This is a genomic window from Halorubrum sp. AJ67 (assembly GCF_000513435.1).
The window spans coordinates 335,213-335,934 of the sequence record NZ_CBVY010000002.1; the positions used below are offsets into that span (position 1 = coordinate 335,213).

Sequence of the window (722 nt, forward strand, 5' to 3'; positions counted from 1 at the left end):
CTTCTCGGGTCGCTCGCCCGGGCCGTCGTCACGTGACGACCCGGGCGTGGCCGGTTCGGGGGCTGGGGTCGGTTCGGGAGCGGGATCGGTCCGGCCGGGCCGACTCAGTCCAACGGCTCTATGTCGGTCACGGTCTCGTCGGTCTCGACGTCACCCGTGTTGCGCGTCTCGCTCGGTTCGAACAGCAGGATCTCCGCCTCCGGCTCCGCGACGGGGCGGTGTTCGGTCCCGCGCGGGACGACCGCGAACTCGCCCGGCTCCAACACGGTGTCGGACGCCTCGCGGAACTCGATCCGGAGTCGCCCGGAATGGACGAAGAACAGCTCGTCGGCCTCCGCGTGGCTGTGCCAGACGAACTCCCCGTCCCCCTTCGCCAGCTTGACCGCCTGCCCGTTGAGTTCGCCCGCGAGCCGCGGGGACCACGTCTCGTCGAACGAGTCGAACGCCTCGGCGAGCGCCACCTTCTCCATACCGCCGGTCCACGTCGCAGGGGTAAAGTCGCTGTCCACCCGCTCCGCGAGCGGCTCCCGAGAACGTGAGGCCGATATATATACCGCTCCGGAGCGCTCACGCGCTGACGGTACAGCTATTATAAGCGCTTACGAGGGCTCGCCGCGAGCGGCGGCGTATGGCAGCGACTCACGCGGACGAGGGGAGCGACCCGACCCGAGCGGCGCGGTCTGCGCTCCGGGTCGAGCGGCGGCGGGTCGTCGACGAGCGGG

General features: G+C 70.5%; 1 protein-coding gene. It reads right to left on the reverse strand.

The genetic code is table 11. The features are described from left to right. Positions 1 to 104: 104 nt before the first annotated feature. Positions 105 to 470, reverse strand: coding sequence for a cupin domain-containing protein (locus BN903_RS03390; protein WP_048076373.1), 366 nt, complete (start codon positions 468 to 470; stop codon positions 105 to 107). Positions 471 to 722 lie beyond the last annotated feature (252 nt).

Coding starts and splice junctions, on each gene's coding strand:
- BN903_RS03390 (WP_048076373.1), bottom strand. CDS start 470: ATGGAGAAGGTGGCGCTCGCCGAGGCGTTCGACTCGTTCGACGAGACG.